The following is a 6,551-nucleotide window of genomic DNA, read 5'->3' as shown; positions in this document are numbered from 1 at the left end:
GAAATATAGTTTTATTTATATAGTATTGTATTATTAATTTTGATAAGGGAGAATAACCAATGACAAATGACAAACAGGACTTACGCAGCCTCAACGGTATTTTAAGGATTTCACGCTTTGTAGATCCCCCCAACCTCCCTAAAAAAGGGGGCTATGCATAAATCCTGAACAAACAACCAATGATTATTGACTAATGACCAATGACCAATGACAAAAACGAATTTTGGCAGCAAAATAACTTTAGGCTTGAGCCGTGGGCTAATAACTATGATTCCCCTATAGACATAGAGGAACTGGCGTTATCTGAAAGCGAGGTAGATCCAACTGTAGAAACAGCAGACTGGACAAAGTTTTCCAGAGAGCGTTCGCGAAGCGGCTGCTTTGCAGCATCGCAACTTACGTTACCCGAACGACTTATATTTATAGATGGTCGCCGTCGCATCGATGCGACTTTAATTGGTGGTAGTGGGAATACCATTGCCTATGGAGCTTTTGGAACGATCGCAGTAGGGGCTGTCCTTGTGGATAGAACAACCAGTACCGCCACCTGTTCCCAGTTTCATATCCGCCGTATAATTGGATTTGGAGGAAACCAAGAAGCACCAGAAACCATAGTTCCCTGTCCTCTGGGAACTCAAGCACAGTTAATCTACGAACCAGTCGATCCTTACGTGGAAAACAATCCCAACGTTCCCAAAAATCTGGTTCAAAATACCATGCTCAAGACAGAAGCACTTCTCGCCGCCCAACAGTTCACCTTCAACCCAGATACCTTAATCATTCGTGACGGGCGGTTACCTTATAACTCCTTGAATTTCACAGTGGGCTATGTCAAAACAATGCATAAAAATTATCTTAGTGAAAAATATGCAGCCTTGTTGTGGGAATTGAACCCAGGAGAACGTACCCCCATTTTCTTAATTAAAGAACACAACCGTCCCCACTGGAGTTGGTATCTGAAATCCGGTCACGCTCAAACCTCTTCAGCTCGTTTTGGTTACCACAATTTACACGGTGTTGTTAGATTGGAATTGTCCAGCGATGTTCCTCTGACAACAGCACAAACAATCGCAGATCAAACCGCCCATCTCATTCCTGAATATGCTTCCCATCCTTACAAAGACCCCCGCGCCCCACAAAACCTCACTCCTGTTGGCGCACTCGAACGAGAATTAGGGCGGCGCATGGGTGATGCTATTCTTATCAAAAGGCGCGTACAAAACTTTTTAGCGTCTGTAGGAGTTTTGCCATGACAACATTGGTAAAAATACGCTGTTGACTGAAAATGTTGTTTCAACAAATTATTCAGATAAAAGATTTTTTAACTATCTTTTGAAATTAACGCTCAAACCCAATACCATCAACGATAAGCGCCCTTTTGATTTATGTCTTGTCTGGCAATAATATCTTATGAATCGTCAATACAGCAAATTTCAACCTGGTGAGGTACAAAAATTACCCCCCTCTGTCCCCCCTTACTAAGGGGGGATGAAAGGGGGTGTAGCTTATGAGACTGAGAAAGGCTATAGCAGCTAGAACAGTAATACTAAGGCTATCATCTAAATAGATAAGTGAGAGTCCAAACTTTATGGAAAGCAGCACTTTAGTAACATCACAAACCACTAATTTAAAGGTCAATATTGTACTGGAAACTAGAGAAGATGGTAGCGCGATCGCATCTATTTTGGAACTTCCACAGTATCGTGTCGAAGCCGCGAATCGCGAGCAGGCACTTGCAATACTGAAGGAGATCGTGGCTCAGCATAAGAACAAAATTGAAGTCATTCCGATGGAAATCCAATTACCGCAGGCTGAGCAATCTAAAAGACCTTGGATGAAATTTGCAGGCGTGTTCAAAGACGATTCAGACTTTGACACAGTTCAGCAGTATATTCAGGAGTATCGTCAGGAATTAGATGCTGCTCTTAATATAGAAGATTCCGATCTTGAGAGGGATGCAAGTTGAGCCTTTGGATTCTTGATACCGATTGTGGTGATATTTATGATAGGTGATGCTATTCCGATCAAAAGGCGCGTACAAAACTTTTTAGCGTCTGTAGGGGTTTTGCCATGACAACTCCCGTCGGTTTTATCCTCGGTACTCAAGAAGCAACCCCCTTAGAGTTTTGGGTTGCGGTGTCACCCGGTCAAGTTTTGCGCCTGGATGATGTGGTGGAAGTGCAAACTCACCGTCCTGATGGGAGTGGTATTGTAAAATTTTATGGTGTGGTTGATTATGTTCGCACCTTACATGAAGGAACTCAGTTTGATACAGATACTTTCTTGGCAAAAAGTGGTAGTTTGCCTGTGAATGTCTCTTATGCTGCTCATATTCAAGTGACGCGCATTGAACCAGAAGAATATTTACCACCGCAACCGGGCGATACAGTTAATCTTGCTGTTGATGAAGAATTAAAACGTGCTTTGCATTTTGATGGCATGGAAAAACGCATCCCCGCAGGTACTATGCGGAATAGCAGTCCAGCTTATTTTAACTATGAATTTATTGATGGAACAAAAGGGGCACATATTAATATTTCTGGGGTATCTGGGGTAGCGACAAAAACATCTTATGCTTTATTTTTACTCCACGGAATTTTTCACTCTGCTGCTTTAGGTTATCATCGTGCTAATACCAAAGCTTTGATTTTTAACGTCAAAGGTGAGGATTTGTTTTTTATAGATAAGCAGAATGCCAAACTGAAAGAAGATGATTTAGCACAATATACTATCTTGGGAATACCAGCCGAACCATTTAAAGATGTGCGTTTTTGTGCTGCACCAAGAAAAGGCAGTCATGATGTAGACCCGCATTTGGAACAACGGGCTGATAATATTTCGGTATACTTGTGGAGTTTGAGAGAATTGTGTCGCGATCGCCTCTTCAGTTTCCTCTTTGCTGGAGAAGATTTAGAAAGGGGAAATTTAGGTTTTTTAGTTTCTATTGTAGAGGAAAAATTAGCCCGCATTGCTGAAGATAACGATAAAACCGATAAAAAAAATAACCGAAAGCCTGGAGTGCATCTGGATGTAGAACCTTATGGATCGCCGGAGAAGAAAAAAGTCACAACGTTTAGAGAATTAATTGAATTTTTAGAAGATAAGTTAGTGGAAAATGAAGATAACAGTTGGTTGGGGCGAAATACCAACGCAACTGCTGAGGCTTTGATACGACGCTTGTGGGGAATACGCGATGAAATAGGGCATTTGATTCGCGGAGATTTACCACCCGAACAAATAGCAAAATATCAACTCGATCCTCTATCGCCCTCGCATCAAATAACGATTGTTGATATTAATAAGATAGGAGGAAAAGCACAAAAGTTTGTTGTCGGGATACTTTTACAAAGACTGTTTGCAGCAAAGGAAAAGCGGGGACAATATCCGGTTGTTTTTATAGTTCTTGACGAATTGAATAAATATGCTCCTCGTGAAGGACGCAGTCCAATTAAAAATTTGCTTGTGGAAATTGCCGAACGGGGTCGTTCTTTGGGAATAATTCTGATAGGCGCACAACAAACAGCCTCAGAAGTTGAACGTCGCGTTGTGGGACAAGCCGCAATTCGTGTCGTTGGTAGACTCGATTCCGCAGAAGCCGAAAGTGCAGAATATAACTTTCTCTCTGGAGGTTGTCGCAAGCGATCGCTCCTTTTAAAATCAGGTACTATGTTTGTTCACCAGCCGGAAGTTCCATCCCCTATTCTTATCAACTTCCCCTTTCCTCCCTATGCAACCCGTGAAAGTGAAGTTGCGATTTCTGAGGATGATGATGATATTGAATTTTAGTAGGGGCGCTCTTGCGCCGCGCCCGTAGAGTGGTTAGTGTTTTTTGCCTTGGCAATTAGGTTACTCCGAACCTGTTCAATCCATTCCAGAATGTTCTGACGACTCAGTTTGGGCTTCTCTGGAAGAATAATAATGACTTCAACAGTTTGTCCTACTGAATCAGAAACTGTTTCTGATGGCAAATTGATTTCTATTTTATTGCCGGGTAAAACCTTGGTTTCAATACGTAAAGCCGATTGCATTGAGTCTTTTCCTTATTTGGTTATTTTTCGAGGATTTAGCACATTCTTCTCCAAGAGTAAGCCGATCGCGCTTTTTCCTGATTTGCGGTTCTTGCCTATAAATAAAAACCACATAATAACTATTCTAGTACGTGGCTTTCCAGCAATGTATTTAAATTACCAAAAAATAATAATACTTTCAAAGGTCTTGTAAAATGACAATTATCGTTTGTTTTAAGAATTCCCCTGAAATAAATTATCCTCGATACATGAACGTAGCACTTAACAAGCGATCGCCAATCGGCTAGTGATTGGCTGCAATGATTCAGCAGGAACAAATAACGTATTGTGGTCAGCAAAAGCCGTCCAATTTTTGTCAGATAAAGGTTCCGAGCCAACAATAACTTGGGTTGGGTGGTTCGCATCATTGCAAGACCAGTAAAGAGTAGGCTGTAAATAAAAACCACGTACTAGGGTAGTTAGTACGTGGCTTGCCAGCAAAGTATTTAAATTCCAAAAAAGAATAATAACCCAATAGGTCTTGTAAAGTGACAATTATGGTTTGTCTTAAGAATTCCCCTGAAATAAATTATCCCGGAATCTGGAGTGGTCAAACGTGCGGCAAGATATTTGAGTGACAAACGCTACCGCTAGTCGCAAAGTGTAATGATTAACCGTAGTTGTGCGATCGCACTGCAGGCGCAACAAATTTTGGAATTCTCCACAAGTTCTTCATTTTTTATCTGTAATTTGAAAAGTGTGAACCACCAATGAGGAACTAGCTATGAAAAAGGTTTTTGATTTTATCTATCGCTTGATTGGTCTGGAAACTGAAGATTCACGGTTAAGTGATTCTTACAAGTAGTTTGCTTTTGGTTGCAATTTATCTATGTGTAATTTCGTCAATTAAATTTTTTAGTTAATATAATCTTCCTTCTGATTTTTGTTCTTGCTCTGCTTTATACAGAGCATTTTTTATTTTTGCTCTAATTGCTCATACCTACTCAAGACAAAAACCTCATTCAATTGGTGGGCTTTAGCCCACCAAACAATATAATAAGCTTTCTGACTTTCTTCCCTCCCTCTTTCTTTCCTCTGCGTTCTTTGCGCCTGGTGCGGTTTTTTTAAAAAAAGTAATTTTTACGATTCAAATAGGATTGCTATACGTGCAATCACCCTATTTTTAACCAAGGCGATCGATACCAACATGTTCCTCGTAAGCATACCAATTGCTAGAAAAGCCTTTAATATCTGGATTTTGGAGAGAAAATCGAACATGATTCTTAACAAGAGGAAACCTCACTGCCCCACTGCCATCAGGTCTACCAGTTGCAAGAACAAGTTCAGTACCAGCTGGGATTGTTTGTTTCAACTCATCTCTAAGAATAGATGAGTCAACAGGTTCGCGTTTGAAGACAGTTTGAGTGTTCGCAACTATTTTTAAAAAATTCCTTTGGTTGCCAACAGAGTCCCGATCTACAAAAATTTTGACTTCATTATTGCTTTGTTGTTCGGCAGCAATATCACCTACCGTTTGGATGGGAAAAAATTCGTCAGAAAATATATCTACGTGTGGTGCAAATACGTACCAGCTAGTAAAGCCTTTGAATTGAAGGTTCTTAAGCGTGATTCTGTGATGATCTTGAGTAATTAGGAACGTGTAGGATTGAAGAACTAGTACAGTAAAAGCTGGAATGTTTACAAGTTTAAAGCTGGGTAGCTGACTGGATTGAACTGGCTCTTGCTTGAGAAGTGTATCTTGGAAAAAGATGATTCGGGTTGCAAATGCCATAATTTTTACCTAAGTTCCTAGAGAATGCTTAAAAAATTACGCTGTAGTCGATAGTTACACAATTTGAGCTCTTTGCGGTAAATATACAGATAATCTTAAGCATACTGCGTGGGATTATATTAACAAGCGTGCCATATTCTCTCTACTATTCTTTTTGATTTAGTAAATTTACGTAAAATTAGCATGGTCAAAATAATAATATAGAAAAATTAATAGTTAGAATCTATTTATTTCTGTTTCTACAAATTTAGTGGAAAATGTATAGAGTAGAAAAGAAGAAATTCTCAATTTTTATCGTTATCAAAAATTAGAAAAAGAGGGAAAACTAAAAATTATGTGGAAATATAATCTTTATCATAAACTCCTAGAGGATGTTTGAAAAGTGGTTGGCTGTGATTTTTATTGCATTATTACCCCCTTAAAAAGGTTACGGTGTACACACAAGTCATATTTACCCCACTTAATCCCCCCTTATAAAGCTATCCATTAGTCACATCTTTCTTTACAATCTTAAAACCCTTATATGGTATACCTTTTGGACGATGACATCATTAGATAGCTTGACAAATTTACACTTATTCTTCTTGCAAAAAATCTGTATTTATTGAGAATTAGCGACGAACGAATCAGGGTTAGAAAAAACGTGAGTGTTTACTCTCGTAAATGTTAAGAAAGATATGCCCAATGCATAGCTTATAAAGGGGGGAAATTGAATTTCCAATTCCCTCCCCTTTCCAAGGGGAGGGTTAGGG

At 39.6% G+C, this 6,551-nt stretch carries 6 protein-coding genes; 3 read left to right on the top strand and 3 right to left on the bottom strand.

From position 1 onward, the window contains the following. Positions 1-200: 200 nt before the first annotated feature. The 3 genes from F7734_RS59915 (at position 201) to F7734_RS59905 (ending at position 3,786) form a co-directional block, all read left to right on the top strand. The gene (locus F7734_RS59915; protein ID WP_155753623.1) at positions 201-1,253 is read left to right on the top strand and encodes a hypothetical protein; all 1,053 of its coding nucleotides are present in this window, start codon (positions 201-203) and stop codon (positions 1,251-1,253) included. A 335-nt stretch (positions 1,254-1,588) separates the two neighbouring features. Then, positions 1,589-1,966 (top strand): hypothetical protein, encoded by a 378-nt coding sequence (locus F7734_RS59910; protein ID WP_155753622.1) that lies wholly within the window; start codon positions 1,589-1,591, stop codon positions 1,964-1,966. Positions 1,967-2,070: 104 nt separating this feature from the next. Next, the gene (locus tag F7734_RS59905) at positions 2,071-3,786 is read left to right on the top strand and encodes an ATP-binding protein (protein WP_155753621.1); all 1,716 of its coding nucleotides are present in this window, start codon (positions 2,071-2,073) and stop codon (positions 3,784-3,786) included. Here the strand turns inward: F7734_RS59905 and F7734_RS59900 are convergent. The 3 genes from F7734_RS59900 to F7734_RS59890 all read right to left on the bottom strand — a co-directional run bounded on the left by F7734_RS59900 (position 3,783) and on the right by F7734_RS59890 (position 5,799). After that, positions 3,783-4,028, bottom strand: a complete 246-nt coding sequence (locus F7734_RS59900; protein WP_155753620.1) for a hypothetical protein — start codon at positions 4,026-4,028, stop codon at positions 3,783-3,785. The genes F7734_RS59905 and F7734_RS59900 overlap by 4 nt on opposite strands. A 261-nt stretch (positions 4,029-4,289) precedes the next feature. Next, complete coding sequence (locus F7734_RS59895; protein ID WP_155753619.1) at positions 4,290-4,562, bottom strand: hypothetical protein; 273 nt, start codon at positions 4,560-4,562, stop codon at positions 4,290-4,292. A 628-nt stretch (positions 4,563-5,190) separates the two neighbouring features. Next, complete coding sequence (locus tag F7734_RS59890; RefSeq protein ID WP_155753618.1) at positions 5,191-5,799, bottom strand: hypothetical protein; 609 nt, start codon at positions 5,797-5,799, stop codon at positions 5,191-5,193. Between the last annotated feature and the right edge of the window lie 752 nt (positions 5,800-6,551).

The organism is Scytonema sp. UIC 10036 (assembly GCF_009725235.1).
Note: the sequence above shows the minus strand (reverse complement) of the source record. Positions and strands in the feature narration are given on the sequence as shown.

Coding starts and splice junctions, on each gene's coding strand:
- F7734_RS59915 (WP_155753623.1), top strand. CDS start 201: ATGACCAATGACAAAAACGAATTTTGGCAGCAAAATAACTTTAGGCTT.
- F7734_RS59910 (WP_155753622.1), top strand. CDS start 1,589: ATGGAAAGCAGCACTTTAGTAACATCACAAACCACTAATTTAAAGGTC.
- F7734_RS59905 (WP_155753621.1), top strand. CDS start 2,071: ATGACAACTCCCGTCGGTTTTATCCTCGGTACTCAAGAAGCAACCCCC.
- F7734_RS59900 (WP_155753620.1), bottom strand. CDS start 4,028: ATGCAATCGGCTTTACGTATTGAAACCAAGGTTTTACCCGGCAATAAA.
- F7734_RS59890 (WP_155753618.1), bottom strand. CDS start 5,799: ATGGCATTTGCAACCCGAATCATCTTTTTCCAAGATACACTTCTCAAG.